The 25,827-nt window shown below is 61.5% G+C and carries 26 protein-coding genes and 1 pseudogene; 12 read left to right on the forward strand and 15 right to left on the reverse strand.

The annotated features are described in order from the left end of the window. Positions 1-11 precede the first annotated feature (11 nt). Positions 12-350: a thioredoxin TrxA gene (gene trxA / locus WDO70_03345; protein ID MEJ0062244.1), complete on the forward strand. Its 339-nt coding sequence runs from the start codon at positions 12-14 to the stop codon at positions 348-350. Here trxA and WDO70_03350 read toward each other — a convergent pair. From WDO70_03350 to WDO70_03365, 4 genes are read right to left on the reverse strand one after another with little or no spacing between them, the layout of a single operon-like run. Further along, on the reverse strand, positions 347-1,090 hold the full coding sequence (locus tag WDO70_03350; GenBank protein MEJ0062245.1) for an ABC transporter permease: 744 nt from the start codon (positions 1,088-1,090) through the stop codon (positions 347-349). The two genes, trxA and WDO70_03350, sit on opposite strands and share 4 nt — an antisense overlap. Continuing rightward, complete coding sequence (locus WDO70_03355) at positions 1,087-1,851, reverse strand: ATP-binding cassette domain-containing protein (protein ID MEJ0062246.1); 765 nt, start codon at positions 1,849-1,851, stop codon at positions 1,087-1,089. Before WDO70_03355 ends, WDO70_03350 begins: the two co-directional genes overlap by 4 nt. A gap of 17 nt (positions 1,852-1,868) precedes the next feature. Next, positions 1,869-2,849 carry an ABC transporter substrate-binding protein gene (locus tag WDO70_03360; protein ID MEJ0062247.1) on the reverse strand — a complete coding sequence of 327 codons (981 nt, stop codon included), beginning with the start codon at positions 2,847-2,849 and terminating at the stop codon, positions 1,869-1,871. 32 nt (positions 2,850-2,881) lie between these two features. After that, positions 2,882-3,553: a hypothetical protein gene (locus tag WDO70_03365; GenBank protein MEJ0062248.1), complete on the reverse strand. Its 672-nt coding sequence runs from the start codon at positions 3,551-3,553 to the stop codon at positions 2,882-2,884. A 210-nt stretch (positions 3,554-3,763) separates the two neighbouring features. On the opposite strand from WDO70_03365, the gene WDO70_03370 reads away from it, so the two are divergent. Next, positions 3,764-4,096 carry a hypothetical protein gene (locus tag WDO70_03370; GenBank protein MEJ0062249.1) on the forward strand — a complete coding sequence of 111 codons (333 nt, stop codon included), beginning with the start codon at positions 3,764-3,766 and terminating at the stop codon, positions 4,094-4,096. Between the two features lie 3 nt (positions 4,097-4,099). Here WDO70_03370 and WDO70_03375 read toward each other — a convergent pair whose 3' ends face one another. After that, on the reverse strand, positions 4,100-4,621 hold the full coding sequence (locus WDO70_03375) for a hypothetical protein (protein ID MEJ0062250.1): 522 nt from the start codon (positions 4,619-4,621) through the stop codon (positions 4,100-4,102). A 68-nt stretch (positions 4,622-4,689) separates the two neighbouring features. Then, the gene (locus WDO70_03380; GenBank protein ID MEJ0062251.1) at positions 4,690-4,914 is read right to left on the reverse strand and encodes an alkylphosphonate utilization protein; all 225 of its coding nucleotides are present in this window, start codon (positions 4,912-4,914) and stop codon (positions 4,690-4,692) included. Between the two features lie 132 nt (positions 4,915-5,046). Between WDO70_03380 and WDO70_03385 the strand changes: the two genes are divergently transcribed. Further along, positions 5,047-5,655: a chalcone isomerase family protein gene (locus WDO70_03385; GenBank protein MEJ0062252.1), complete on the forward strand. Its 609-nt coding sequence runs from the start codon at positions 5,047-5,049 to the stop codon at positions 5,653-5,655. Positions 5,656-5,658: 3 nt separating this feature from the next. Here WDO70_03385 and WDO70_03390 read toward each other — a convergent pair whose 3' ends face one another. The 3 genes from WDO70_03390 to WDO70_03400 are packed head-to-tail and all read right to left on the reverse strand — an operon-like array spanning position 5,659 to position 7,213. Beyond that, complete coding sequence (locus WDO70_03390; protein MEJ0062253.1) at positions 5,659-5,985, reverse strand: YdbL family protein; 327 nt, start codon at positions 5,983-5,985, stop codon at positions 5,659-5,661. 18 nt (positions 5,986-6,003) lie between these two features. Beyond that, on the reverse strand, positions 6,004-6,192 hold the full coding sequence (locus tag WDO70_03395) for a YnbE family lipoprotein (protein MEJ0062254.1): 189 nt from the start codon (positions 6,190-6,192) through the stop codon (positions 6,004-6,006). Then, the gene (locus WDO70_03400; protein MEJ0062255.1) at positions 6,179-7,213 is read right to left on the reverse strand and encodes a YdbH domain-containing protein; all 1,035 of its coding nucleotides are present in this window, start codon (positions 7,211-7,213) and stop codon (positions 6,179-6,181) included. Before WDO70_03400 ends, WDO70_03395 begins: the two co-directional genes overlap by 14 nt. A 95-nt stretch (positions 7,214-7,308) precedes the next feature. On the opposite strand from WDO70_03400, the gene WDO70_03405 reads away from it, so the two are divergent. From WDO70_03405 to WDO70_03430, 6 genes are all read left to right on the forward strand, one after another. Then, on the forward strand, positions 7,309-8,391 hold the full coding sequence (locus WDO70_03405) for a phosphatidylserine/phosphatidylglycerophosphate/cardiolipin synthase family protein (protein ID MEJ0062256.1): 1,083 nt from the start codon (positions 7,309-7,311) through the stop codon (positions 8,389-8,391). Beyond that, entirely contained in the window at positions 8,391-9,134 is a 744-nt protein-coding gene (locus WDO70_03410) for an endonuclease/exonuclease/phosphatase family protein (protein MEJ0062257.1), read from the forward strand. The genes WDO70_03405 and WDO70_03410 overlap by 1 nt, the downstream gene beginning before the upstream one ends. Positions 9,135-9,172: 38 nt before the next feature. Next, on the forward strand, positions 9,173-9,643 hold the full coding sequence (queF, locus tag WDO70_03415) for a preQ(1) synthase (protein ID MEJ0062258.1): 471 nt from the start codon (positions 9,173-9,175) through the stop codon (positions 9,641-9,643). A 113-nt stretch (positions 9,644-9,756) separates the two neighbouring features. Continuing rightward, positions 9,757-11,199 (forward strand): xylulokinase, encoded by a 1,443-nt coding sequence (gene xylB, locus WDO70_03420; protein MEJ0062259.1) that lies wholly within the window; start codon positions 9,757-9,759, stop codon positions 11,197-11,199. 11 nt (positions 11,200-11,210) lie between these two features. After that, positions 11,211-12,524, forward strand: coding sequence for a xylose isomerase (gene xylA / locus WDO70_03425; GenBank protein ID MEJ0062260.1), 1,314 nt, complete (start codon positions 11,211-11,213; stop codon positions 12,522-12,524). Continuing rightward, the gene (locus tag WDO70_03430) at positions 12,494-13,423 is read left to right on the forward strand and encodes an aldose 1-epimerase (protein MEJ0062261.1); all 930 of its coding nucleotides are present in this window, start codon (positions 12,494-12,496) and stop codon (positions 13,421-13,423) included. Before xylA ends, WDO70_03430 begins: the two co-directional genes overlap by 31 nt. Before the next feature lie 73 nt (positions 13,424-13,496). Here the strand turns inward: WDO70_03430 and WDO70_03435 are convergent, their stop codons facing one another. Then, entirely contained in the window at positions 13,497-13,829 is a 333-nt protein-coding gene (locus tag WDO70_03435; protein MEJ0062262.1) for a helix-turn-helix domain-containing protein, read from the reverse strand. A gap of 141 nt (positions 13,830-13,970) precedes the next feature. On the opposite strand from WDO70_03435, the pseudogene WDO70_03440 reads away from it, so the two are divergent. From WDO70_03440 to WDO70_03450, 3 genes and pseudogenes are all read left to right on the forward strand, one after another. After that, a pseudogene (locus WDO70_03440) lies at positions 13,971-17,133 on the forward strand (efflux RND transporter permease subunit). A gap of 13 nt (positions 17,134-17,146) precedes the next feature. After that, complete coding sequence (locus WDO70_03445; protein ID MEJ0062263.1) at positions 17,147-18,337, forward strand: efflux RND transporter periplasmic adaptor subunit; 1,191 nt, start codon at positions 17,147-17,149, stop codon at positions 18,335-18,337. Then, the gene (locus WDO70_03450) at positions 18,334-19,785 is read left to right on the forward strand and encodes an efflux transporter outer membrane subunit (GenBank protein ID MEJ0062264.1); all 1,452 of its coding nucleotides are present in this window, start codon (positions 18,334-18,336) and stop codon (positions 19,783-19,785) included. The genes WDO70_03445 and WDO70_03450 overlap by 4 nt, the downstream gene beginning before the upstream one ends. A gap of 49 nt (positions 19,786-19,834) precedes the next feature. Here WDO70_03450 and WDO70_03455 read toward each other — a convergent pair whose 3' ends face one another. From WDO70_03455 to WDO70_03475, 5 genes are read right to left on the reverse strand one after another with little or no spacing between them, the layout of a single operon-like run. Further along, the gene (locus WDO70_03455) at positions 19,835-20,470 is read right to left on the reverse strand and encodes an acetyltransferase (GenBank protein ID MEJ0062265.1); all 636 of its coding nucleotides are present in this window, start codon (positions 20,468-20,470) and stop codon (positions 19,835-19,837) included. Next, a complete protein-coding gene (locus WDO70_03460; protein ID MEJ0062266.1) occupies positions 20,470-22,107 on the reverse strand; it encodes a glycosyltransferase in 1,638 nt (545 codons plus the stop codon). The genes WDO70_03455 and WDO70_03460 overlap by 1 nt, the downstream gene beginning before the upstream one ends. After that, positions 22,098-24,389 carry a glycosytransferase gene (locus tag WDO70_03465; GenBank protein ID MEJ0062267.1) on the reverse strand — a complete coding sequence of 764 codons (2,292 nt, stop codon included), beginning with the start codon at positions 24,387-24,389 and terminating at the stop codon, positions 22,098-22,100. Before WDO70_03465 ends, WDO70_03460 begins: the two co-directional genes overlap by 10 nt. Further along, a complete protein-coding gene (locus WDO70_03470) occupies positions 24,386-25,138 on the reverse strand; it encodes an ABC transporter ATP-binding protein (GenBank protein ID MEJ0062268.1) in 753 nt (250 codons plus the stop codon). The genes WDO70_03465 and WDO70_03470 overlap by 4 nt, the downstream gene beginning before the upstream one ends. After that, entirely contained in the window at positions 25,135-25,686 is a 552-nt protein-coding gene (locus WDO70_03475; GenBank protein MEJ0062269.1) for an ABC transporter permease, read from the reverse strand. Before WDO70_03475 ends, WDO70_03470 begins: the two co-directional genes overlap by 4 nt. Positions 25,687-25,827: the final 141 nt, after the last annotated feature.

Genomic DNA, 25,827 nt, shown 5'->3' on the forward strand with positions numbered 1-25,827 from the left:
ACTTTTCTTTCATGGAGAGCGCCTTGAGCCAGTCAACCAAGACCATTACCGACGCCAGTTTCGATCAGGACGTGCTGAAATCCGGCGAGCCGGTGCTGGTGGATTTCTGGGCGGAATGGTGCGGCCCATGCAAGCAGATCGGCCCAGTTCTCGAAGAACTCGCCGCCGACATGAAGGGCAAGATCACGGTCGCCAAGCTGAATGTCGATGACAACCCCATGACCGCCAGCAAATTCGGCATCCGCAGCATCCCGACGCTGATGCTGTTCAAGGGCGGCGAGCTTGCCGCCACCAAGGTCGGCGGCATGCCCAAGGCGCAATTGCAGCAGTGGGTCGAGTCGGTGGTTTAGCTTTTGCGTTTGAAGCGCAGCAGCCGCGCGCAGCCCGTCATCGCCATCGCCAGTAGAGCGAGAAGCAGAATCCCGAACATCACGCGCGGCATGTCGTAGAGCGCGGTGGCTTTGAGGATATAGTGGCCGAGCCCGGCCTCGGAGCTGACGAACTCGCCGATAAAAGCTCCCATCAGCGCGAAACCCGCATTCATTTTATAGCCCGCCGCGACCCAGCCGATCGCGCCGGGAATGATGATCTTTGCCGCGATGCGGCCATTGCCCGCGCCGATGCTTCTGGCGAAATCGAGATGATCCTTGGCGACTGCGTGCGCGCCCTCGTAGGCTTGCAGCATGGATACGAAAAAAACCGCGAAGCCAGCCATCACCGCTTTCGACAGAAGGCCGATCCCGAACCATAGAATAGTGATCGGCGCGAGCGCGAAGATCGGGATCGCGCCGATGAAGGCGAGATAGGGCCGGGTGATGAAATCGATCTTGCCGTTGCCCCACAGCAAAAGGCCCGCTCCCGTGCCGAGGACGGTGCCGAACAGCAGCCCCAGCGCCGCTTCGCCGAACGTCGTCAAAATATGCCGCCAGATTTCCGCATGGCCGAGTTCTTCGATGGCGATATCCAGGATGGCGGCGGGCGAAGCGAACAGGAACTGCAGCCGGTTGTCGTCCGCGACCGCGCCTTGCCACAGGCCGAGGAACAGTGCGGCGGGCAACAGCAGGACGATGATATTCCGAAGCCGGTTCATGCGGCGCTCCCGGCAATATTTCCAAGCGCCTGCCACAATCCGTGCATGATTTCGTCCATCGCTTCGTTGCGGTCGAGCGCGCCGTTGCCGCCGCTATCCGCCAGGCGCAATTCCTTGAACAGGCGCGCGGGCTGGCGCGTCATCAGCAGAATCCGGTCGGCCAGGAAACACGCCTCCTCGACCGAGTGCGTGACGACCAGCGCGCTGGCTTTGTTCGCGCGCACATAGGTTTTGACGAGATCGGCAAGCTCGCGCCGCGCCAGCACGTCGAGATTGCTCATCGGCTCGTCGAGCAGCAGCAGGCGCGGCTGCAGCGCCAGCATGCGCGCCAGCAGCACACGCTGCCGCATGCCGCCCGAAAGCTGCGCCGGAGAATGACCGGCATAATCGCTAAGGCCGACTTGCGCAAGGGCGGCTGTGGCAGTCTCATGGGCTTCGCGTTTGCCGCGGCCCAGAAGTTCCGGCCCAAGCGCGACATTGGCGGCGGCGGAACGCCAGGGCAGAAGGCGCGCGTTCTGCGCCAGATAGCCGAGCGCGGTGCCGGGCCGGGCGATTTCGGCCTCGATTGTTCCGCCGTCCGCCTTTTCTTGTCCCGCGAGGATGCGAAGCAAGGTGGTTTTGCCGCTGCCGCTCGCGCCGAGCAGACAGACGATTTCGCCAGGATTCAATGCAAGGGTGATGGAGTCGAGGATGGCCGCGGCTTGGCCGTCATGCGCGCGGAATGTTTTGCTTATGTTTTTTGCGTGCAGTAACGGCGGCATGGAGATGGGGGCGAAAACTATTTTTGCGCCTTGAGCGCGAAGCTGTTATCGACCGCGACTTCGGTGGCTTGCGGTTTCTTCAGTTCGCCGCTGTCGAGACGGGTTTTCAGCGACCGCTGCCAGAGGTCGCCAGCCACGGAAACCGAGCGCGGATAGATATCCATCGCCAACATTCTGTCCACGGCGGCCTTGATGACTTTCTCCGAAAGATTCGGATAAAGCTTTTTGCCGACATCATATGAAGTCTGTGGGCTGCTATATATCAGGTCGACGGCCTGCTGCAGGCTGGCGACGACCTTCTGCACCGTCTCGGGATGAGATTTGATGTAATCCTCCGTCGTCGTGACGCCGGTGATGGCCTGCGGATCTGCCCAATCCGCGAGGTTCGCCACGACGCGATAGCCTTTGTCTTCGGTGACGGAGACGGTAGGCTCGATGTCGAAGGCAATATCGACCTTGTCCGTTTCCAAAAGCGGAATCTGGCCGCCGAACGGCGCCTGAACGATGGACAAATCCAGATTATGCGTGCGCTTAAGCTCGGTCAGGATCGTGTAAGTCGTCGAGGGTTCGGGAAAGGAGCTGACCCGCAGGCCGCCCAAATCTTCCGGTTTATCGATGCGCGGCACTTTGTCCTTGTTGGTCACGCCGCCAAGCGGAAGCTTGGTGATCATCATCGCGACGACTTTGCCGGGGCCGCCCTTGTCGTGGGAGATCGCGGTGAAGACCGGATCGCCCATGCCGAACTGCGCCGAGCCGCCGATGACGGCGGCGAAAATCTGGTCGTCATTGCCGGCGAACTTCAAATCGACGTCGAGGCCGTTCTTGGCGAAGATGCCTTCTTCCATCGCCACATAGAGCGGCATGTAGAGCAGGAATTTTTCCTTGCCGAATTGGGCGACGGTGATTTTTTCGAGCGGCGCGTCCGCGGCATGGGCTGGCGGCAGACTTAAGGGGAGAATAATAATCAGCAAAAAGACAAGCTGGCGAAGCGCGCGCATAGTCAAACTCCCCTAAAAGAACGAGATTGCTGTTACCCAAACTCGCCCGGCGGCGGGTCGATGGGGATGTTGAGGTCTTCGAGCAGAAGCTCCTCGTTGGTCAGCTTCATCTGGCCGATGGTGAAATGCTCGTTCTCGTCGAGTTCCTGGTCGAACACGTCCATTTCCATCGGCGCGATCTTGATGTCGGTGCGGAACAGCGCGTTCTTGAACACCACGGTTCCGGTCAGCGTGAAAAGATTGTCGCGTCCGATGCCTTTATAAGTCACGGGCAGGAGCTTCTCGTTGACCTTCTGCTTTTCCTCGTCGGTGGCGTTCGGCAGCCACGAGACTTCCTCCGGCTTCTCGACGATGATGAAGCGGCCGAGCTGGCCGCGAACATAATGGAAAAAGAACTTGGCGTAGGGGATAACGGTCTTGCGGTCGAGCTTGATCGGCGCCTTGTCGTTCACGCGGTAGAGCGGCTCGTTGGTCCAGTTCATCAGATTGATGTCGTCCGGCTTATAGAGCATGTAGCGCTCGTTCGGCTCGGGCAATGTGGTGTCGGCCATGCCATAGAGCTTATAGTCCTCGTAGCAAGACATGCTGGCGGCGCGAACCCTGGTTTTTCCAACCGGCAGCTGATAGGGCGCGGCGGCGTTTACTTCGGCCACGATGCGGTTCGCCTCGGCGGCGTCGAATTCAAGCCAGTCCATATAGATCATTGTGCTTCTCCCATTTCTTTTATCCATAAACACTTCCGAGGGATTTGTCTAAGGCGTTTTTGCGTTGCGAAAGAGAGAGTTTTTCCGGTTTTCCGTAACGCTTCCTTAAATCCGGGCGGGTTATAGTCAAGCAAGGAGGCGTGCGAGTCGGCCATGAAAAGAGGCTGGTTCAAAAGATGTAATGCGAGGCCGTTACTGGGCATCACGGCCATGGTTCTGCTTACGTTTGGCGCCGCCCATGCTTCCACGGGTGACGTGCGCATCGAGCAACAATTCAGTGGTATTCCCGTTTTCGCTTTGGTCGATAAATTATGCGTTCATGCCGTCACGGTGTGCGGCCGCGAACTGCAGCCCCTCGGCGTCGAGGTGGGGGGCACCTTCACCGTCAGGATCGAAAATCACTATAAATCGACATATGAGTGCGCCATGATCGACGGCGTCGCGACCTGGGTTCCGACCACGGTCGAGGGGACGTGCAATTCGCCTCCCGTCGTCACTTTGCCCGCCAAATATGATGAAACCGACGCGTGGAATGTCGGCTGATATCTATAGGCCGTAGGATTGATTATAGCAGTAAGATACCACGCTCAATTCCCGTTCCTGCGGCGAATTGGGAATCGGCGTCTGTGATTGAGGCCATCCGGCGCGGTACCAGGTTCCATAATAGATGTCATAGCATTCGACCGGCGCGACGCATGTGCCGGAGACGTCATTCGGCGAAGCGCATATGAAATTAAGTCCGGTCGGCCTCGTGCAGGCTGCCTTCTGGTCATTGACGCCGTAGATATTGACGTCATAAGAATTCGCGCATGCCACAAACTCCCTGCCGATATTCTTGCAGGTCAGGGAATCATAACTGACGCACGTCGCGCCGAAGGGTTCGGCTTGCCGGAAGAGGGATGTTCCATATATCGTGCCCGTGCCAGCCGGTATGCCTGGTCCGCTCGGTACGCCTGTGCTTCCCGACGGTCCCTGCTGGATGCCGCCACGGGTGTCACGGGTATCAATTCCGCAGGCGCTAAGCGCCAGAACGGCGGCGGCGGCGAAAGAGGCATTTATGGGCTTCATATCTATTTTCCTGAATCGTGGAGCGTTCCGAATATCTGTGGAACTGCCGTCTATCGATCCATTTAACTCTATATTTTCTTCAGAAAGCAAGCCTTAAGCACCAGGTTTTTTACTTTCTCCGTACGGCATTCAACTTCTTCATCATTGGATGTGAGGCGAATATTCTTGATAACCGTTCCTCTTTTGAGGGTCACGGAAGAGCCTTTTACGTTTAAATCCTTGATAAGCTGGACGGAGTCTCCCGTTTCAAGCTTGGTTCCGTTGCTATCTTTTACATCGATAGTGTCATTCATAATTTATTTCCCAAGCATGGCGAATTGTGATGCTCTATTCGTAGGGGTTCATGTGGTTCTTAACAATAGAAACTTTATGCCAATCACTTCGGATTCCTTCCTGAAACATCTTATCAAGCGATGTGCCCCGCCATGACCATGCCCCTTCAAAAAGCCATTGCCCGGAAAGTTGCCGACGGCGCGACGTTTCTTTCCGCATTAACCATGCTCGCTCTTGTGGGCATGATAAGCCTATGGTTGGTTATGCCGGTGATGGCTGAAAATCCCGACAACGATAATCTGCCCGCCGCGATCAATGCGCAGGCTGGCGTTCCCTTGGCGAAAGTAGGAAGCGGCACCTACCGCAAATTCGGATTCTCCGTTTACCGGGCTTCGTTATGGGCCCCCGGCGGTTCCTGGGACGCCGCCAAGCCCTATGCTCTGCGGCTGTCCTATGCGCGCAGCCTTTCTCGCGATACGCTGGTCGACGGGGTCATGGACGGCATCCGCGAGCAGAAAACCGCCAGCGAAGCCATGCTGGTTCGCTGGACGCAATCGATGAACCAGACTTTGCCTGCCGTCAGCGACGGCGACGAGATCATCGGCCTGGCGCTTCCCGGCAAGGACTCCCTGCTATTCTACAATGGCAAGCAGATCATGCGGATCGAGGATAGCGATCTCAGCGCGGCTTTTTTCCGGGTATGGCTGGGCGAGCAAGCCGATGAATCGCTGCGCGATAAACTGCTGGGCCGCGATCAGTAGTCGTTATCGCGTTTTCCAGCTGCCGTCGGAGCCTTGGTAGCGCGTGCCCGGCTCCAGCCCTTTGATAACCTGCACGGCGGCAAGTTTGGCGACGACATCGGCGGGCTGGCCGTTGTCCTTGGAAATGCGCTCATATTCCTGCCGTCTTTTGGCGTTGACTTCGGCGGCCAGCGCATTGACTTCCGGGTCTTGCTTTAAGGCCGCGACATAGCCGTCGGCTTTCTCGCCGATCAGGCCGGTGCTGCGCGCTTGATGCAGATCGAGGGCGAAAGCGGGAGACGCCGCCAGCAAGCCGATCATGACCAGGAAAATCGAAAGCTGTTTTTGCATGGAAGCCTCGCGCTAAAACTAAAAGATGTCTTTGTTCTTGGTGATCGTCGCCTGCACGTCTTTTTCGATCTCCACTTTGATGTGATGCTCGATATTGATGTTCAGATTGATTTCGATCGGCTTTTCCGGCGCTTGCAATTGCACGGTCGGCGTGCAGGCCGCCGCCGCGAACATGGCGAGAAGAAGACAGGCGCTATGGTTTCGCATTTCGACCCTGCTGCATGAGTTTTCCGGGATCAGACAAAGGGATCAGGCTTTGCTGGACGAAACTTAGCACATCGCCGGTCAAATGCACGTTCAATTTCACGGCCCGTCCGTTATCGACGGCGGGGTTGCTGCCTTCCACCGTCAGCAATGCCGAAAGCTTGCCCTCTTTGTCGCTGTTCATGCCGATGGTCAGATACGAATAATGCAGATCCTTGAGCACGTCGCGCACCAGCGCGATTTGCTCGTTGTCGCCCGGTATGACCTCGGGGGCAATAGCGATGGTTCCCGGCTGGATCGCTTGCAGTTTTCCTTCATCGACCAGGATCGCGCCATCGGCTTTCAAGGTGACCGGCAGCGCGCCGGAAACCAGACCTTGGGCGGAAGCCCGGTTGCCGGTCAATTGCTGGAGCAGCGCGTCGAGCGATATTTTCTCGACCTGAAGATCGATCGTCAGGTCGCGCTTCTGGCCGCCGAGCGGCAGCGCCACGTCATGCGCCGACACTTTGCCGCCATTCCATGGCATGGCCGCCCGGACGATGTTCAGGCGGGACTTTTCGGGCGCGGCGAATATTTGATCGACATTGAATTCCGCCTGCCATGCATGGTCGGCGCTCGCCAGTTTTCCGTCCAGCGCGAGGCGCTCGGCGTCCGCCGTCAATGTCCCGCCGCCATTTAAGACCGCGATGGGCAATCCCAACCCTTCGATAACGATATCGGCGATCCGCCACTTTCCGCGCCACTGCCTGTAATCCGCGCCGGGCGCCCCCTCCAGCGCCAGATCGCGCGCCGCGACGGCGATGCCCTGCGCTCCGAAGGCGATATCTTTGAGAGCGATGCCCGTCAGGCCCATGTCCGTCACGGTGAGCCGGGGATTCTGCAAGCCTCCGGCCTGAAGCATGGCCGCGAGCCTGCCGCCGACGAACGGCTTCCATGGCCATAGCATCGCCAGCGCGAGCAGCAGCGTGACCGCAACCGCGCAGACGATTAACAGGCGTTTGGCGAATTTAAGAAACCTCATCATGGAATTTTCTATCATCAAAACCTTATGTTTTCCCATCTTTAATCTTGCATTTTATGCGCCCGCCATATGATCTGCGGTCGGAGGGCGGCGCGCTTATGATCCGGGACAAAGACACCCATCTCGAATTTTATCTGACGTCCGGGGATGCCTGGGCGGCGATGGAGCGCGACTGCCTGGCCGCCGGGGAGTCGATCGAACTCGAACAATACATCCTGGCGAATGACGCGCTCGGTAATAGGTTTCTCGAAATTTTCGCCGAAAAAGCGAAGGCGGGGGTCAAGGTTTCACTGATGCTGGACACGGTGGGCAGCCGCGGCGTGCTGAATTCTCCCATCATAGAATCCATCCGCCGCCATGGCGGCAGGGTATTTTTCTACAATCCCATCGCCTGGTGGAATATTTTCATGCCTTCGACCTGGTATCCCCGCAACCATACGAAAACCATGCTCATCGACTCGAAGGCCGCTTATACGGGCGGCGTATGTCTTGCGGAATTCATGAGGCCGTGGCGCGATACGCAGGTTCGTTTCACCGGACGGCTCGTCGATGACGTCAAGCGGGACTTTGCCTGCCTGTGGGACTGGGCGGCGAAGGGAAAGAGCTTGGTTCGTAAATGCGCCTCGCAGGGCAAGGGCTTGCTGCGCTATGGCGTGGGCGAGCCGCATTTGGGAATGAATCCGGTTTACCGGGAATTGCTGTCGGAAATTCGAAGAGCGGAGCGCCAAATCAGTCTGGTGACGCCATATTTCTTCCCGCCGTTGCGGCTGCGTAGAAGGCTGGGGGCGGCGGCGAGGCGAGGGGTGCAGGTTACGGTGATCATGGCGGAGGAAACCGACATATCTTTCGCCGGCCATATCGCTCAATCATATATTCCGTATTTTCTGCGGCGCGGAATTCGCATCCTGCTTTATACTAAAAGCACGCTCCATGCCAAATATGCCGTCATCGACGACCGCTGGGCGACGGTCGGCAGCACCAATCTCGATTATTTAAGCCTCCTTCATAATCGCGAGGCCAATATCGTCGCCACCGACGCGATTTTCATTGGCGAGCTGGCCCGGCATTTTCAAAACGATAGGGATGGCTGCGTCGAGGCGACGTGGGAATATCTGCGCCGCAAGCCATTGTGGCATCGCATCATCGGCCGTCTCGGGCGTCCGTTCAGAAAGCTGCTGTGATGAAAATCCTGTTCAGCAATATCGGCTATGCCAAAGGGATCGGCGGGACTCTGCTGGAGCATCTCACGCGGCTGGACCGGCATATATACACCGCGCCCATCGTTCAGAAGCATGCGCTGGCGCAGCTGAAGACGATCATCGACGGCGAAAATCCCGATCTGTGCTGTTTCGTGGAGATCGACAAGGGGTCGTTCCATTCCGGCTATTTCAACCAGATCGCGCCTCTGATGGATGAGGATTACCGTTTTCACGATATCGCCGACAAATACGGCGCGAGCAGCCTATTGGGGCGGATGCCGCTGCATGCCGGAAAATGCAATGCCTTCCTGGCGAAAACGTCTTTTCCCTATGAGCGGCTTTATTTCACGCACGGCAATAAGCGGCTGATCTACCGGATCGCATTGCCCGGCGATATCACGCTGTTTTTCGCCCATTTTTCGCTGCAGCGCAAAGTCCGGGAGAAGCAGTTCCGCGAAATCAACCGATTGCTCAAGGAAACCGCCGGCGAGATTATCATCATGGCGGATTTTAACATCCTCAACGGATTTTCGGAATTGTCGCCGCTGCTCGGCGGCACCGATCTGCATGTGCTGAATCTCGAAACCGAGCATACGTTCACATTCCACCGCAGCAAACTGGTTCTCGATCTTTGCCTGTGTTCGGCGAGCCTAGCCCGCCGCGCTACGCTCAAGGTCATTCAGCAGCCTTTTTCCGATCACGCCGCCTTGCTGCTGGATTATTAACCATTGCCGCATGCCCGGTTAGGCGATAAATTCCTCCCATGAAAAACGGAAAGAAACCGGCGGGAAAAACCACGTTGCTGGGCCGCACGTCGGCGATCCCCCATGCGCCCGAGGCCGCGCTGCTTGAGCGCGTGCCGAACCCTCATGCCGATACAAATTATGTCGCGCGCTTCATCGCGCCGGAATTCACCTCGCTGTGCCCCGTGACCGGACAGCCGGATTTCGCGCATCTGGTCATCGATTATGTGCCCGCGAAATGGCTGCTGGAGAGCAAATCGCTCAAGTTTTATCTGGCCTCATTCCGCAGCCACGGCGCGTTCCACGAGGATTGCACTGTGAGCATCGGCAAGCGTATCATGGTGCTCGTGAAGCCGCGCTGGATCAGGGTCGGCGGCTATTGGTATCCGCGCGGCGGCATTCCGATCGATGTCTTCTGGCAGTCGGCAGCGCCGCCCAAGGGTATCTGGCTGCCGGAACAGGGCGTCGCGTCCTATCGGGGCCGGGGATAAGCTCGCGCCCTACCTGGACAATGATCGACTTTTTTAAGGCAGGGGCTTCCCAAATCCCCCGCAGAGAGATAACGTCCGTTTCCAGTATATATAATTATTAAGAGTGGTTCGTCATGTTTCTCGGAATCGATATCGGAACGTCGGGTGTTAAGGCGGTCATAGTGTCCGCTACGGGGGCGGTGCTTGGGCAGGCGACTGTGCCTCTGTCCGTTTCGCGCCCGCAGGAGTTGTGGTCGGAGCAGGATGCCGGGGATTGGTGGACGGCGACCGAAGCCGCGGTTCTGGCCATCGCGCCCGAATTGCGCGCTACCGTCAAGGGCGTCGGCCTGGCCGGCCAGATGCATGGCGCGACCCTGCTCGGCGATGACGACAAACCGCTGCGTCCGGCGATCCTGTGGAATGACGGGCGCAGCTTTGCGGAATGCGAGGAGCTGGAACGGCTGGCGCCGCAGTCGCGCGCGATCACCGGCAATATTGCCATGCCCGGCTTTACCGCACCGAAGCTGTTATGGGTGCGCGCGCACGAACCCGCTATTTTCGCGCGTATCCGCAGCGTCCTTCTGCCCAAGGATTATGTGCGCCTATGCATGACGGGCGACAAGGCCTCGGACATGGCCGACAGCGCGGGAACGCTGTGGCTGGACGTCGCCGGGCGGCGCTGGAGCAAAACGATGCTTGACGCCTGCTGCCTGACCGAGGCGCATATGCCCTCTTTGCATGAAGGCACCGCCATCACCGGCACGCTCCGGCCTGAGATTGCCGCGCGTTGGGGGATGCAGCAGGTTCCGGTCGCGGCGGGTGGCGGCGACAATGCCGCCGGCGCAGCGGGGACCGGCGTCATCAGCGATGGCGATGCGGCGCTTTCGCTCGGCACGTCAGGAGTCATTTTTGTCGCTACGAAAGATTTCAGACCCAATCCAGCGCGCGCGGTTCACGCTTTTTGTCACTCCCTGCCGAATATGTGGCACCAGATGTCGGTCCATCTTTCCGCTGCCTGCTGCCTGCACTGGGCGGCGCGGCAGATGGGGCTAGACGGGCACGTCCCCCTGCTCGCTTTGGCCGAGCAATGCGGCCCCGCCGCCGGGCCGGAATTGTTCCTGCCCTATCTCTCCGGCGAACGCACCCCCCATAACGACCCGCATGTGCGCGGCGCGTTCCTTGGCCTGAGCCATGAGACCGACCCCGCCCGCCTCGCCACCGCTGTGCTGGAAGGCGTCGCCTTCGCCCATGCGGACGGGCTGGATGCGCTGCGCGAGGCCGGAACGCGGGTCGAGACGCTGTCCGTCATCGGCGGCGGCGCTCGCTCGCTCCATTGGGGCAAGATTTTCGCCGCCGCGCTCGGCGTGCCGCTTGTCTATCTTGAAGGCGGCGATGTCGGCCCGGCGCTGGGCGCCGCGCGGCTCGCGCAGATAGCTGTCACCGGCGACAGCGCGGCCACGGTCTGCGCCCGCCCGCCCGTCAGTCATGTCATAGAGCCTGATCCCGTCCTCGCGGAACAGCTCGCCCCGAAACGTAACCGGTTCCGCTCCGCTTATGCCGCTATTCGTCAACTCTGAAAGGAAAGTCTATGTCTGCTGACTATTTCGCCTCGTTCGACACCATCCGCTATCAGGGGCCGGACGCGAAGGAAGACCTCGCCTATCGCTGGTACGACAAGGATAAGATCGTGCTCGGCAAGAGCATGGAAGATCACCTGCGCTTCGCGGTATGCTTCTGGCATACATTCTGCTGGCCGGGCAGCGACGTCTTCGGCGGCGGAACCTTCAACCGTCCATGGCACGCGGGGCCCAATGACGCCGAGAGCGCCAAGGCCAAGCGCGAGGCCGCGCTGGCCTTCATCGAAAAACTCGATCTGCCTTTCTATTGCTTCCACGATGTCGACGTAATGGCCGACGCGAATGACGTGGCCGCGTTCCGCCGCAGCTTTGCCGAAGCGGTCGATCATCTGGAAGCTCTGCAATCCAAGCATCGCCGCAAACTGCTGTGGGGCACGGCCAATCTGTTCAGCCATCCGCGCTATATGGCGGGCGCGTCGACCAATCCCGATCCGGAAGTCTTCGCCTGGGCGGCGATGCAGGTGCGCGACTGTATCGAGGCCACGCACCGCCTCGGCGGCGCGAATTACGTGCTGTGGGGCGGACGCGAGGGATATGACACGCTTCTCAACACCGAGCTTGCCATCGAGCAGGAGAATTTCGGGCGGTTCCTCTCGCTGGTGGTCGAGCACAAGCACAAGATCGGCTTCAAGGGCATGATCCTGATCGAGCCGAAACCCCATGAGCCGACGAAGCATCAGTACGATTTCGACACCCAGACGGTTTATGGCTTCCTCAAGCGCTTCGGACTGGAAAAAGAGGTCAAGGTCAATATCGAAGCCAATCACGCCACGCTGTCGGGCCATACGTTCGAACATGAGATCGCCATGGCGCGCACGCTTGGCATCTTCGGCTCGATCGACGCCAACCGGGGCGACCCTCAGAACGGCTGGGACACCGACCAGTTTCCCAATTCGGTCGAGGAATTGACCCTCGCCATGCTGGAAATCATCCGCGCGGGCGGTTTCACCAGCGGCGGCTTCAACTTCGACGCCAAAGTCAGGCGTCAAAGCATTGACGCAGCTGACTTATTTCACGGCCATATCGGCGGCGTCGACATCATCGCGAAAGCCCTGCTGAAAGCGGCGGCGATCATCGAGGACGGGCGTCTCGACGCCTTCCGCAAGGAACGCTATGCGGGCTGGGGCGGCAAGCTCGGCCAGACGATCCGCGCTCCCGGAACGTCGCTCGCCGAGATCGCGGATACCGCCGTGAAAGGCAGCCTCGCGCCGAAGCCGGTTTCCGGCCGCCAGGAATGGCTGGAAAATCTGGTCAACCGGTTCTGATGCTCGAACTGGAAGCGGGCGAGTACCGGCTGGTTCTGGATCCGGAGCGCGGCGGCTCGGTCGCCCGCTTCGACTGGCGCGGCGAAGCGCTGATGCGTCCGACATGCGGCCCTTCGATCGTTGATACGGCCTGTTTTCCGCTGGTTCCGTTCTCCAACCGGATCGCACATGGACGGTTCGCGGCAAGCGGACGCCAAGTCGGGATCGCGCCCAACATGCCGGACAGTGATCATCCTCACCCGCTGCATGGATTCGGCTGGCTGACGGAATGGCAAGTCGTATCCCAGGATGCCTGCTCCGCCGCGCTGGAGCATGTCTATCCCGGCGGCGAATGGCCGTGGCCCTACCGGGCCGTCCAGTCTTTCAGCCTGCGGCCCGCGGGACTGACGATGACGCTCGCGCTCCAGAATCTGGCTGAATCGCCGATGCCCGCAGGTCTTGGTTTTCATCCTTATTTTCTCCGCGCGCCCGGCACGCTCTATCGCGGCCTCCATCGTGGCGAATGGCAGAACAGCGACGACTGCCTGCCGTTAGCGCTGGAGGAAAAAGCGCATCCCGCCGATTGGTGGGACGGACAGGCCATCGGCAGCCGCGCGGTGGATACGGTCTATACGGGCCGCGAGGGCGGGCTTCGGATCGAATGGCCCCGGCGCGGCATCGCCCTTGCTATCGAGCCGTCGGAAAATCTCGGCTTTACGGTCGTTTTCACGCCCCCCGGCGCGGAATATTTCTGCGTCGAGCCGGTGAGCCATATGACGGATGCCGTCAACAGCAGCCGCGGCGACAGCGGGCTGGCATGGCTCGAACCTTCCGCGTCCATGATCGCGCATATGACGCTGAGAGCGGAAGAGATAGATGGCGGCACCAAAAACCAGATGAATGCAGCGCCGGCTTTATAATATGCGCGCTATCTCGTAAGGCGTTTTTTTTGGCGGCATCCAGAACGGCGTACAAAGCGAACGACATACCCGCTTAGGCTTTTTTCTTTTTCGGGCGCGCCGCCTTGTGATGCTGAAAGATGCTGTGCAGCAGGCCGGGAAAGCGCCGCTCGATGTCGGCCTTGCGGACGATGCTGATGACTTCGACACCCTTTTTCCTAGAACGGATAAGTCCCGCTTCGCGCAATACGCGATAATGGAAAGACAAGGTCGAGGCCGGAAGCTCGTCGCAGGCCGTGCCGCAATTCATGCCCGCGCAGCCCGCGAGCCGGAACAGAATCTTGCGCCGCATCGGGTCGGCCAGGGCATGCAGCACCTGGTCGAGCGTGATGTCCTTCATAGCGGGGTGATGCAACGCTTTGGCCATGGCCGCATGCTAGCACGATAAAGCCATCTTAACACAATAAAACCATATTTCAAGATTATTGAAATTTTAGACGCCTGCGCTATCATGCGGCGCAAGACGGCGAAGCCTCGTTGTTCCCTCCCCGTTCCCCGGAAGTGCTCCATGTGGATCGTGCGCGTAGCCTTGCAGCGGCCTTATACTTTCGTGGTATTGGCGCTGCTTCTCCTTATTGCCGGGCCGCTGACGATCCTGCGGACGCCGGTGGATATTTTCCCCAATATCGGCATTCCGGTGGTCGCCACCATATGGAGCTTCACCGGCCTGCCGCCCGATCAGATGGCGAACCGCATCACCGGCTCCTATGAGCGGGTGCTGACCATTACCGTCAACGATATCGAGCATATAGAATCGCAATCGCTGGCCGGAATCGCGGTGGTCAAAACCTTCTTCCAGCCTACGGTGAAGATCGACATGGCTGTGGCGCAGACCACCGCCATCGCGCAGACCCTGCTGCGCTCGCTTCCGCCCGGCACCCACGCCGCCCTTCATTATGAGCTATAACGCCTCGAGCGTGCCGATCATGCAATTGGCGCTGTCGAGCGATACATTGTCGGAGCAGGAATTATTCGACGCCGGAAACAATATCATCCGCACCCAGCTCGCCACGGTGCAGGGCGCGGCGCTGCCTTACCCTTATGGCGGCAAGCAGCGCCAGATTCAGGTCGATCTCGACCAGCAGAAACTGCAGGCTTTCGGCCTTTCGGCTCAGGACGTCAATGAAGCCATCGGCAGGCAAAATCTCATTCTGCCCGCCGGCACGCAGAAAATCGGCGCCTATGAATATAACGTGAAGCTGAACGCCAGCCCGGCGCTGGCGGACGAATTGAACGATCTGCCGATCAAGGCCGTGAACGGCACCCTCGTCTATGTCCGGGACGTCGCGCATGTGCGCGACGGATTCTCGCCGCAGACCAATATCGTGCGCGTCGACGGCAGACGGGCGGTGCTGATGACGGTGCTGAAGACGGGCGATTCCTCGACGCTCGATATCATCAACCGCGTCAAGGGCAAGCTCGAGCAGGTCAAGGCGAGCCTGCCGCCCGGACTCAATCTCGATATCATCGGCGACCAGTCGGTCTTCGTCAGCGCCGCCATCAGCGGCGTGATGCGTGAAGGCGCGATCGCGGCGGCCCTGACCGGCCTTATGATCCTGCTGTTCCTCGGCAGCTGGCGCAGCACCTTGATCATCACGGTGTCGATCCCGCTGTCGGTGCTGGCGTCGATCATGGCGCTTTCCGCGCTCGGCGAGACCATCAACATCATGACGCTGGGCGGGCTTGCCTTGGCGGTCGGCATTCTGGTCGATGACGCGACCGTGGCCATCGAAAACATCAACTGGCATCTCGAGCAAGGCAAGAAAGTCGAAGAGGCGATCCTGGACGGCGCGCATCAAATCGCGATTCCGGCGCTGGTCTCCACCTTATGCATCTGCATCGTTTTCATCCCGATGTTTTTCCTGACCGGCGTCGCGCGCTATCTGTTCGTGCCGATGGCCGAGGCCGTCGTGTTCGCGATGCTGGCCTCGTATGTGCTGTCGCGGACCCTCGTGCCGACGATGGCGAAATATCTTCTGCGCGAGCATGAGGGCGAGCACGGCCAGGCGGCGAAGGAGAACGGCCATCTGCTGACCCGCTGGCAGCTTGCCTTCGAGCGCGGATTCGAGCGGATGCGCAGCGGCTACAGGGATATTCTCAGCGCCATCCTGTCGCATGGCGGCGCTTTCATCATCGTCTTCCTCGGCTTTATTTTGCTTTCTCTGGCGGTGCTCGGCCCATGGCTCGGCTCGAATTTCTTTCCCTCCGTCGATGCCGGGCAGATCAAACTGCATCTGCGCGCCCATACCGGCACGCGTGTCGAGGAAACCGCGGCGCTGTGCGACCATGTCGACACGGTCATCCGGCGCGTGATTCCGGCGCGCGACCTGGACAGCATCACGCACAATGTCGGCCTGCCCTATAGCGGCATCAACCTGACCTACAGCAATTCCGCGCCGATCGGCCCGGCGGACGCCGATCTTTATATTTCCCTGAAGCCAGGCCACAAGCCGACGGAGGACTATATCCATGATCTGCGCGTCGAGCTGGCGGAAAGCATGCCCGGCGTGACGTTCGTGTTCCTGCCCGCCGATATCGTCAGCCAGATTCTCAATTTCGGCCTGCCGTCGCCCATCGATGTGCAGATAACCGGCGCGAACGGAGCGGCCAATCTCGACTACGCGGCGAAGCTGCTCGACAAGATCAAGCGCGTGCCCGGCATCGTCGACAGCCGCATCCAGCAGGCGGTCGACGCGCCGGAATTCCGCGTCAAGGTCGACCGCAGCCGCGCCGAAGAGCTTGGCGTCGCGCAGCGCGACGTGGCGACCAATCTGCTGATCTCGCTGAGCGGCAGCTTCCAGACGTCGCCGACCTTCTGGCTCGATCCGAAGAGCGGCGTTCCCTATTCCATCGTCACCCAGACCCCGCAATACGATCTGTCCTCGCTGGACGATCTGCGCAATGTGCCGATCAGCGGCGGCGGCAAGCCGCAGATTCTAGGCGCTTTGGCGACCATCGAGCGGGGACAGGGACCCGCCGTGGTGTCGCATTACAACGCCCAGCCGGTCGTGGACATTTTCGCCTCGGTTCAGGGGCGCGATCTCGGCGGCATCGCCAAAGACGTGCGCGCGATCTTCAAGGACATGAAAGACGGCCTGCCGAAGGGCTCGAGGATCATGGCGCGGGGCCAGATGCAGACCATGGATGAATCATTCGCCGGTCTTTTCGCCGGACTTCTGGGCGCCATCGTGCTGGTTTATTTCCTCATCGTCGTGAATTTCCAGTCATGGCTCGACCCGTTCATCATCATCACCGCTCTGCCCGGCGCGATTGCCGGCATCGTATGGATGCTGTTCCTGACGCATACCTCGCTGTCGGTTCCGGCGTTGACCGGCGCAATCATGTGCATGGGCGTGGCGACGGCGAACAGCATCCTGATCGTCAGCTTCGCGCGCGAGCGCATGACGCATGGCGACGACGCGCTGGCTGCCGCGCTGGAGGCCGGGTTTACCCGGCTGCGCCCGGTTTTGATGACGGCGCTGGCCATGATCATCGGCATGGTGCCGATGGCGCTGGGCCTCGGCGAAGGTGGCGAGCAGAACGCGCCGCTCGGTCGCGCCGTGATCGGCGGGCTGCTTTTCGCCACGGTCGCCACGCTGTTTTTCGTGCCCGCCGTTTTCAATCTGATCCATGGCCGCCGCCAGCGCGCCGCCAATCTTTCCCCACTCTGAGCCGGAGATCGCCATGAACAAATTTCCCGCGCAGGATTTCGAGCCACGCTCTCGCAAGCCCGGCTATCGCGCCGTGATCGCCGCGGCTGCCGCGATCCTGCTGATCGCCGGGATCGGCATCTTCATGCGCGTGCGCGAATCCGCCGCGCTCGACGACGAGACGCAGAAAGCCGCCATTCCCGCCGTCACCGTCATCAAGGCGCCGCGCGGCCCGGTGACGGAGGACATCGTTCTCCCTGGCAATGTTCAGGCATGGCATGAAGCGCCGATTTTCGCCCGCACCAACGGCTACCTGAAAAGCTGGACCGCCGATATCGGCCGTTCAGTGAAAGAAGGCGATATCCTGGCCGAAATCGACACGCCCGAAGTCGACGCGCAGCTGCGCCAGGTCGAGGCCGATCTTGCCACGGCCCAGGCCAATGACAAGCTCGCGCAAAGCACGGCGCGGCGCTGGAACGATTTGCTCAAGGCGAACGCGGTCTCCAAGCAGGACGCGGACGACAAGATCGGCGCAGCCGCCGCGAGCGCGGCGGCGCTGAATGCCGCCCAGGCCAATCTCGACCGCCTGCGGCAGCTGGAATCCTTTAAGCGCATCGTCGCGCCTTTCGACGGCGTCATCACCGCGCGCAACACCGACACGGGTGCGCTGATCAATGCGGGCGCGGGGCAGGAGCTTTTCCATATCGTCGAAACCGACAAGCTGCGCGTCTATGTCTCGATGCCGCAGCTTTACGTATCCTTCGTGACGCCCGACCTGACGGCGGAACTGCGTTTCGCCGAGCATCCCGGAAAAATCTATGCCGCAAAACTCGCCCGCACCGCCGAAGCGCTCGATCCCGCCACGCGCACCCTTCTGGTGCAGTTGGAGGTCGACAATAAGGACGGTGAGCTTTTGCCCGGCGGCTATACGGAGGTGCATTTCAAATTGCCCTCGTCGAGCGAGACCGTGCGCCTGCCGGTGAACACCTTGCTGTTCCGGGGGGAGGGCATGCAGGTGGCGACGGTGGATCAGGATAATAAGGCCCTGCTCAAATCCATCGATATCGGGCGCGATTACGGCAAGGAAGTCGAAGTGAAGTCGGGCATTAGTCCCGACGAGCGGATCATCGTCAATCCCCCCGACTCTCTTGTCACCGGCCAGCCGGTGCGCATCGTGCAGCCGCAACAGCCGAAGCCGCCCGAACAGAATGGCGGCAAGCCATGAGCGTCGCGAGCGCGGGCCTTGGGATTCTCTGCATGGGTGTGGGCATGGCGCTGGCGTCGTGCACGCTCGCGCCGGATTACGAGCCGCCGGCGATGCCCGCTCCCGCCGCCTATCGCGAGGCCGGCGACTGGATGCCCGCGCGGCCCGCCGACGAGACGCCGCGCGGGGCTTGGTGGCGCGCCTTCAACGATCCGGCGCTCGACGCGCTGCAGGATAAATCCGCGACGGCCAATCAAAGCCTGAAGGCCGCGCTGGCCCGTTACGACGGCGCGCGCGCCGCGGCGCAAGCGGCGCAATCCGCCTTCTTCCCTCTGATCGCCGGCAGCGCCGGGGCGTCGCGGCAGAAGCAATCCGGAAACACCGCCAATCGTCCGGGCGTCAAGATATTCAATGACTTCTCTGTGGACGCTAATCTTTCTTATGAAGTCGATTTGTGGGGACGGATTCGCAATGCCGTGGCGGCGGCCGAAGGCGAGGCAGAGGCGAGCAAGGCTGATCTCGCGGTCGCCACGCTCGATTTGCAGGCCGAGCTGGCGATGAATTACTTCACCCTGCGCGGCGATGACGCGCTCCTTGAAATTCTCGACAAGACGGTCGATGTCGACGCCAAGTCGCTCGATCTGCTGCAAAGGCGCCTCAAGGGCGGCATCACGACGCAGGCCGATGTCGATCAGGCGGAAACCTTGCTCGAAAACGCCAAGGCGCAAGCCGCTGAATTCCGCCTGCATCGGGCGCAGACCGAACATGCCATCGCGGTGCTGATCGGCGAGATGCCGGGGGGCTTCAGCCATCCCGTCGCGCCGCTTGCCGGAGAGGCGGTTCCGGCCATCGATCCCGGCCTGCCCTCGACGTTGCTGGAGCGGCGGCCCGATATCGCCGCGGCGGAACGCCGGATGATGGCGGCCAACGCGGAAATCGGCGTGGCCCGCGCCGCCTGGTTCCCCGCCTTCGATCTGGGAGCCGCCTTCGGCGCGGCCAGCGCGGCGGCGGGCAACTGGCTCAGCGCGCCGAGCACTTTCTGGTCGCTCGGCCCCTCCGCCGCGATGACGCTGTTCGATGGCGGGCATATCGCCGCGCTGACGGATGAAGCGCGCGCGGCCTATGACGAAGCCGCTGCCGATTACCGCCAGACCGTTCTGATCGCCTATCGCGAAGTGGAGGATAATCTCGCCGCGCTGCGCCAGCTTGATATAGAAAGCCGCAGCCAGGAAGCCGCCAAGAATGCGGCGGAACGCCTATTGGCCCAGGAAAACAGCCTCTATCTCGGCGGCGCGGCGACGTATATCGATGTCGCCGTCGCGCAGAACGCCGCGCTGCAGGCGGAGATCGCTTTCGTCAATGTTCGCGTCCGCCGCCTCGCCGCCGCCATTCAGCTCGTCCGCGCCCTCGGCGGAGGATGGCAGGAGGAAAAATCGGCGCTTCCCATAGCCAGTCCCGGCAAGGATTAGGGAAGCGATTGCGGCCATGCTGGATTCTGAAAGACCCTCAGGGCTGCTTTCAAGATGACGCGGCCTTGCTCAGAAGCCGCGCGGGAATGCCGACATAAATCCCTGGCGCGGCTATGTCGTAAGGCGCGACGCCGCCCGCGCCGAGCGTGATGCCGTCCGCTAGCGTCACGCGGTCAATCACCGTCGCGCCTGCGCCGATGAAATTATAGGCGCCGATTTGCGCGCGGCCCGCGACCGTGGCGCGGACGGAGATATGGCTGAAAGCGCCGATGCGCGCCTCATGTTCGACGGCGGCGCCGGTATTGACGATGCAGCCCTCGGCCACGGCGGCCATGGGGCCGATATGGGCGTGCTGCGCCACGAAGCAGCCCTCGGCCACCGTAGCGCCCACCCCGACGGTCGCGGTCGGCGCGATCAGCGTGGCGATGCGCCGTCCGCGCTGCCGGGCTTCGGCCATTTGCGCGGCGCGGCGCTGGCCGTCGCCGGAGGCAGGCATGGCGCGCCAGTCTCCGAAGCCGTCCCCTTCGGGCCACGCCGCTTGCACGGGATGGCCGAGAAAATTCTCCCCGGGCCGCGCCCGCGGGTCGACAAACAACAGCGCGCCGAATCCGCAAGCCAGCGCGACATCCGCCACCGAGCGCGCATGGCCGCCGAACCCGATGATGATAAGACCAGGCAAAGACATCACGCCGCTCCTTTTGTTTCCGTTGCCGAGATCCTGTCCAGGATTTCGATATGGCTGTCGACGACATCGGTCCATCCGCGCCGCGCCAGTCTCTCGTAAACCGGTTTTTGCGCCGCCAGAAGCGCCTGCCTGTTCTTCAGCCCGGCTTCGATGCGATTCGCCATGTCACGCCAGTCATAAGGATCGAAGAATGTTCCGGCGGCTTCCAGCGCGGGATCGTCCAGCATTTCCAGCGTCACGGGGATGCGCGCCATCACCGCCGGCGTATCGACGGATAAGGCTTCGGTGAAGGTGAAGGGGCAGCCGCCTTCGCTCAGGCTGGGATTGACCGCGAGCTCGGCAAGCCTGTAGCAGGCGGCAAGCTCGGGCACGGTCAGGTCGTGCAAGCAGAGCACGTCGTTTTCGAGATGACGGTCGTGGATGAAGGCCGCGACCTCGGGCATGCTGTATGGATTGCCGGTCAGGATGAGCTTATGGCCGATATAGCGCCTGCGCAGCAGGTGCTCATAGGCGCGCAGCAGCGAGAATATGTTTTTGTTGGGCCGGAATTGGCTTGCGTAGAATATAAAGCTGACCGAGCCGTTGCCGAAGTTCCGCGCATAGGCCGCGTTATTCGATTTGCGCATGGCTTGCAGCAGCCGCGCCTCGCAATAATTGCGGCTGGCGGCGGCGGCATCCGGCAGCCCCGTGACGGTTATCCATGAATCAAGCGTGAAGGGCGCGTGGGGCACGACATGGACTTTGGCCGGGTCTACATAATAATGCTCCACCAGCGTGCTCCATTTCACGGTCTCGCTATAGGTCGTAAAATGACTGCCGCCGCGGATGGCGGCTTCGATGTTGCGCACGCTTTCAAGAAAGCTGTCGCCGGTGGCATGGGCGAAGCCGACCGCGAAATCCGCCGTCACCACGTCGGGCACGCAGATCAGGCGCGGCGCCGCGATCGTGTTGAAGGCGGGCCAGAAGGCGGCCGGGCAGTACCAGGCCTTCACATGCCCAAGGCGGTTCGCCCGCGCCGCGAGCAGCGCGATCTCGGAATTGAGCGCGGCCTGGAACAGCCTGGGCGCTCCAGGCAGGTTTGGCATTCTGCCCAGAAATGAATGCAGGATCTGCTTGATGGGAGGCGGCTGGAATCGTCCGCGCGCGAGGCGAATCGCGGCCAGCGCGATCACGGACGCCAGGCCGATGAGCGCCGCCACCGCGAGCGCGAGGGCCAGCAAAGGAGACAGCGCCAGCAAAAGCGCCAGGAGCGCCGGCCAATGACGAATGCGGGCCAGGCCGTGCGCCGCCGCCCCGGAGGGCGCGAAGCCTTTCGGCCTGAAGCCCAACTTGCGGCGGAGTTTCGATGCCGCGTCGATGAGGGTGCGCGGCCCATGGCGTAGCGCCGTTATGAGATCGAGCAGAACCGGCCTGCCCGCTGGTGTCACGATGACGAATCTGTCGGGATCGATCCCCTCGCTTTCGCAAAGGTGCCGCAGTTTCTTTTTCAGCCATAGGGGGCAGGCCACCGTCCACTGGATGTCCTCATGCTTCTCCGCCGCGCGCAGAAATGCGGCAAGATGCCGGGCGAGGCCTTCGCTCCGCAGATCGGCGAGGGGGCTATAGCCCAGGAAAATGCCGTAATGTCTCACAGGCATGCGCGCACCGCCTTCCAGTAATGCCCGGCGAGACGCGTGACGCTTTGCATGTCGAGCGTCTCTTTGGCGGGTAGCCCGGCCCTCAGGCCGTTCGCCTCCCGCTCCATGCGTTTGAGCGCGCGCGCCATGCCGCGCGGATCGTGCGCGTCCATCCAGCCGAGATTGAGGCCGAACTGCGCGTCGATTTCGCGCATGGGCGGATAGTCGCTGGACAAGGAGGGCACGCCGAGATGCGCGGCCTCGATCACGCTGAACGTGCCGTTGTCGATCCGGGCGGGATGCCACAGAAACGCCGCGCCCGCCAGCATCCGCCGGTAGTGCCCGTCGGGCAGCTCGCCCATCCAGTGCAGCCGCTCGTCCAGGGTGGCGCAGCCGCGCGCAGCCGCCGCGGCTTGTTTCAGATGCGGCACGTCCATCTGCAGCAGCCTGTGCGTATTGACGCCGGTGACGCGGCAGTCGAGCTGTCCGTCCAGGACTTCATAATATTCCGCAAGGGCCAGCAGCGCATTCAGATGGTTCTTATGCGGCGCGGCATTCGTGGTCCACAGAAAATAGGGCCGCTCCGCCTGTTTCGCCGCCGTCGCTGGGCTGGCGTCGAAGGACGGCGCCAGTATCGGCACGCGCCGCAGCCTGAAAGGTTCGATGCCGGCATAGTTCAACGCGTCGCTTTCCGTGAAGCGGGTGGTGACCAGCACGCGCGCCGCCGCGCGCGCCGCGTTCAGATAAGGCTGGTCCGCGCCATGGGGCAGGATCGTCTCATAACGCTGAAGATAATCGTAGATCATGCAGATATGGGGGCGCAGGGGCAGCAGGGGATATTGCAGCCTGTCGCTGATCGTGATCCACAGATCGCAATCGGCGAATTGCCGCATGCCGTCTTCGGGCACGATATAGCCGTCATGCGCCGCCGTTCCGTCATATCCGGCATAACACATGGCGCGCCGGGCGGCGGCGGCGTTCAAGTGACGCCATGTATAGGCGCGGCGCGAGATTCCGGGATGCAGATCCTTCCATTCATCGGCGGCGTAAATCGTGTCGTCGTCCAGATGCGCCAGAACGATGTCCGCATCCTCGCCGGCCTGGCGGCTGCCTTCATGCAGCGCCTGCGCCAGCAGCTTGGCGCCGCGCAGGCTGCCGCCGCGATAGCCAACGGGCACGATCACCGCGATGCGCTTGCGGCGCGCGCCGGCATACGGCGCGGCTTTGGCAAGCTCCAGCCCAGCCATGATACGCGCGAAGCCGTCGCGCCAAGCCGGTTCGCAGTTTTCCGCCTTCATCATTTCCAGCATGTGCGGCTGAGTCCGGCGGATGGCCTCGCTCAGTTTCTTGTCGCCCTTCAGTATGCGTTCGATCTTGCGCCGGGCCTCGGCGATATCGGCGCAGCGCCCCGGCTGGCCCATGCCGCCCAGGCGGTCGAGCATGCCGCCCGCCAGGAAAACCAGCGGCATGCCCGCGCGGACGGCCTCGAAAGGATGGTAATGAATGTGGTTCGGCTCGGTCGAATGGTAATACATCACGGCGGCATCGCGCATATTCGCCTCATGCGCCGCGCGCGGCACGAAGCCCATGACCTTGGGATCGGGCACCGGTACCGGCTGCGCGCCGCCGATGATGCAATCCATTCCCTGGAAATCCTCGACGAAGCGATCATAGATCGCCTTGTAATAGGGCGACGTTCCGATGCGCGGGCAGACGAAGAGAATCTTCTTTTTTTCGCCCGTCCAGCCGTCCCGCACGGCCGCGCCGCCGCCCAATCCCAAGGGCAGGAAGCAGAGCCTGGACTTCAGGAACGGCCCCTCGACTTCGGCCAGATGCTCATAGCTGGCGCCGAACCAGAATCTTCCGCCCAGCCGCTTCAGCGCTTCCATCGCATGAGGGCCGGTTGCGTCGGCAAGCGCCTGGGTATAGGAATGGCCCTTGGCGAGGCCGAAAGCGCGCAGGACCACGCTGCCCTCGAAGAAGCGCGCCGCCGCCATCAGCTGTCTCGGGAAAAAACCCATGATCGCGATCTGGAAATGGCGGTTGGCGATATCCCAGGCTTCTTGCGACGGTTCCCCGTACCAGTCTTGCGCGTTCAGCAAAGCGAGGTCCTGCGCCGGGATCGTCAGGGTTCGATCCGTCGCATGGTCGACGGTGGCCGAAAGATTGCCTTCGTCGTAAAGGAAGCTCTTCGGCGTGAAGACTTCCGTGACGCCAAGGGCGGCGAGCTGCTCGAGATCGAATTCGCGCAGCGTCGTATGGTTGAGCAGCCACATCGCGCGCGGCATTTTTCCGGAAGTCATGGCGGCAGCCCGTTCGCCGTCTTATAGGCCGCGATCGCCTGCTCCACCGGCCCGTCGAAAATCAGGCTGCCGTGATGGAAGACCAGGCCGCGCGTGCAGAGCGATGCCAGCGTGGCGAGATCGTGCGAAGCCAGCACCAGGATGTCGGACCGGGCGATCAGCTCGGCGATGCGCGCCTTGGCCTTCGCCATGAAACTCGCATCGCCCGCGCCGATCACTTCGTCCAGCAGCAGAATGTCGCCGCCGACGGCAGTGGAGATGGCGAAGGCCAGCCGTACCTGCATGCCGGCCGAGTAGGTCTTCATCGGATAGTCGATAAATTCGCCAAGGCCCGCGAAATCCACGATCTCGGCCTCGCGCGCGCGCATATAGGCGGGCGTGTGGCCCAGCAGCAGGCCGCGGAACAGGATGTTCTCCCGCCCTGTCGCTTCCGGCTCGAAGCCGAGGCCGAGATCGAATAGCGCGCTGATCTTGCCGCTGACCTCCAGCCGCCCGCCGGAAATGGGATACAGGCCGGCGACAGTTTTGAGGAAGGTGCTTTTGCCGGAGCCGTTATGCCCCATCAGGCCGACGCGCGCGCCCTGGCCGATCTCAAGGGTGATGTCCTTCAGCGCGTGAATGTCGGCGATCCGGGGCGCCCGCCGTTTGCGGATCAGCCCGAGCATCAGGGACTTGATCGACCGCTCGCGGTAGGCGGTCGCGGCATAATGCAGATCGACGTTGCGGAGCTGGATGCGATTGGGATTCATATGTAGAAAATGACCCTTCTTTCCGCTCTCGCGCCGACCGCGATGGCCAGAAGCGCCAGAATGCCCGCCGAAGCGATCACGAACGCGTAATTCTCCGGCGCCGGCCACATGCCGCTCAGCAAGGGCGCCCGGATGATTTGCAGAAGGTGATAGACCGGGTTGAAATCCACCAGGGCGTCCATGCCGCCGCCGCGAAACAGCTTTGCCTCGAAATAAACCGGCGAAACAAACCATACGGCCTGCAGCACGAGGGTCAGGGCATGCGGCACGTCGCGGAATCTCGCGCCGAGATAGGCCAGCAAGGTCGCGAGGGGCCAGATCAGGATGGCGATGAGAGGATAGATCGCGAACGCGGCAAGCCAGCAAAGGCCGACATTCTGAGGCATCACGATCGCCGCCCAGGCGAACAGCGGCGCGCTGGCGAAAAGCAGAACGATCATGGCGGCGGTCACGGTCCGCAGGGTATAGATCGCCAGCGGATGCCTGCATTGCTTGATGTAGGCGTCGGCCATGACGAAGCTGGAGGCGCCGCCGATCGTCGAGGTCACGATGAAATCCCACACGACGATCCCGGACAGGATGTAGGGGCGCGTAAAGCGTGATGTCGGTTTTGAACAGCCGGCTGAAGACGAAGGCAAGCAACAGGGTCATGCCCAGCGGCTGCAGCAGCGACCAGAAAATGCCGATGA

This window comes from Alphaproteobacteria bacterium, assembly GCA_037200005.1.
Taxonomy (GTDB): Bacteria; Pseudomonadota; Alphaproteobacteria; order UBA9219; family RFNS01; genus JBBCGY01.

Bases quoted from the DNA above. Each gene is read 5' to 3' on its own strand.
- WDO70_03380 (MEJ0062251.1), bottom strand. From the start codon at position 4,914: ATGAATGACACTATCGATGTAAAAGATAGCAACGGAACCAAGCTTGAA.
- WDO70_03430 (MEJ0062261.1), top strand. From the start codon at position 12,494: ATGGCTGGAAAATCTGGTCAACCGGTTCTGATGCTCGAACTGGAAGCG.
- WDO70_03470 (MEJ0062268.1), bottom strand. From the start codon at position 25,138: ATGAATCCCAATCGCATCCAGCTCCGCAACGTCGATCTGCATTATGCC.
- WDO70_03375 (MEJ0062250.1), bottom strand. From the start codon at position 4,621: ATGAAGCCCATAAATGCCTCTTTCGCCGCCGCCGCCGTTCTGGCGCTT.
- WDO70_03450 (MEJ0062264.1), top strand. From the start codon at position 18,334: ATGAGCGTCGCGAGCGCGGGCCTTGGGATTCTCTGCATGGGTGTGGGC.
- WDO70_03395 (MEJ0062254.1), bottom strand. From the start codon at position 6,192: ATGCGAAACCATAGCGCCTGTCTTCTTCTCGCCATGTTCGCGGCGGCG.
- WDO70_03460 (MEJ0062266.1), bottom strand. From the start codon at position 22,107: ATGCCTGTGAGACATTACGGCATTTTCCTGGGCTATAGCCCCCTCGCC.
- WDO70_03455 (MEJ0062265.1), bottom strand. From the start codon at position 20,470: ATGTCTTTGCCTGGTCTTATCATCATCGGGTTCGGCGGCCATGCGCGC.
- WDO70_03370 (MEJ0062249.1), top strand. From the start codon at position 3,764: ATGGTTCTGCTTACGTTTGGCGCCGCCCATGCTTCCACGGGTGACGTG.
- WDO70_03410 (MEJ0062257.1), top strand. From the start codon at position 8,391: ATGAAAATCCTGTTCAGCAATATCGGCTATGCCAAAGGGATCGGCGGG.
- WDO70_03435 (MEJ0062262.1), bottom strand. From the start codon at position 13,829: ATGGCCAAAGCGTTGCATCACCCCGCTATGAAGGACATCACGCTCGAC.
- queF (MEJ0062258.1), top strand. From the start codon at position 9,173: ATGAAAAACGGAAAGAAACCGGCGGGAAAAACCACGTTGCTGGGCCGC.
- trxA (MEJ0062244.1), top strand. From the start codon at position 12: ATGGAGAGCGCCTTGAGCCAGTCAACCAAGACCATTACCGACGCCAGT.
- WDO70_03390 (MEJ0062253.1), bottom strand. From the start codon at position 5,985: ATGCAAAAACAGCTTTCGATTTTCCTGGTCATGATCGGCTTGCTGGCG.
- WDO70_03365 (MEJ0062248.1), bottom strand. From the start codon at position 3,553: ATGATCTATATGGACTGGCTTGAATTCGACGCCGCCGAGGCGAACCGC.
- xylA (MEJ0062260.1), top strand. From the start codon at position 11,211: ATGTCTGCTGACTATTTCGCCTCGTTCGACACCATCCGCTATCAGGGG.
- WDO70_03405 (MEJ0062256.1), top strand. From the start codon at position 7,309: ATGATCCGGGACAAAGACACCCATCTCGAATTTTATCTGACGTCCGGG.
- WDO70_03445 (MEJ0062263.1), top strand. From the start codon at position 17,147: ATGAACAAATTTCCCGCGCAGGATTTCGAGCCACGCTCTCGCAAGCCC.
- WDO70_03350 (MEJ0062245.1), bottom strand. From the start codon at position 1,090: ATGAACCGGCTTCGGAATATCATCGTCCTGCTGTTGCCCGCCGCACTG.
- WDO70_03360 (MEJ0062247.1), bottom strand. From the start codon at position 2,849: ATGCGCGCGCTTCGCCAGCTTGTCTTTTTGCTGATTATTATTCTCCCC.
- WDO70_03400 (MEJ0062255.1), bottom strand. From the start codon at position 7,213: ATGATGAGGTTTCTTAAATTCGCCAAACGCCTGTTAATCGTCTGCGCG.
- WDO70_03355 (MEJ0062246.1), bottom strand. From the start codon at position 1,851: ATGCCGCCGTTACTGCACGCAAAAAACATAAGCAAAACATTCCGCGCG.
- WDO70_03465 (MEJ0062267.1), bottom strand. From the start codon at position 24,389: ATGACTTCCGGAAAAATGCCGCGCGCGATGTGGCTGCTCAACCATACG.
- xylB (MEJ0062259.1), top strand. From the start codon at position 9,757: ATGTTTCTCGGAATCGATATCGGAACGTCGGGTGTTAAGGCGGTCATA.
- WDO70_03385 (MEJ0062252.1), top strand. From the start codon at position 5,047: ATGACCATGCCCCTTCAAAAAGCCATTGCCCGGAAAGTTGCCGACGGC.